General features: G+C 48.3%; 1 protein-coding gene. It reads left to right on the top strand.

Annotation, left to right across the window (positions count from 1 at the left end):
- On the top strand, positions 1-290 hold a 290-nt coding region (locus FD34_RS02195), incomplete at both ends, for a transposase family protein (protein ID WP_477218311.1).

Genomic DNA, 290 nt, shown 5'->3' with positions numbered 1-290 from the left:
GAACTAGCGCAAACTGACTTTGAACGCAAGGTTAGTCAACGGGGGCGGAAGTCTTCACTCACTAAAAGCCTTAAGCACTTGATTGAGGAAAAGATTCAAGTCCAGAAGTGGTCCCCTGAACAAGTTGCCCATGTAGTTGGGATTGCCTACAAGACGGTCTATAACTGGATTGATCAAGGATGGCTTGATGTACAGTTACCCGATTTGCCTGATCATGGAATGCGTCGTCATCGTGCTAAAGAAAAGCGTGGTACGTTCAGTCACGGCCGCTCCATTGAGGAGCGTCCTCA

Source organism: Limosilactobacillus pontis DSM 8475, from assembly GCF_001435345.1.
Taxonomy (GTDB): Bacteria; Bacillota; Bacilli; order Lactobacillales; family Lactobacillaceae; genus Limosilactobacillus; species Limosilactobacillus pontis.
The sequence above is the reverse complement of the archived record's forward strand: the minus strand, read 5'-3'. Positions and strand labels throughout refer to the sequence as shown.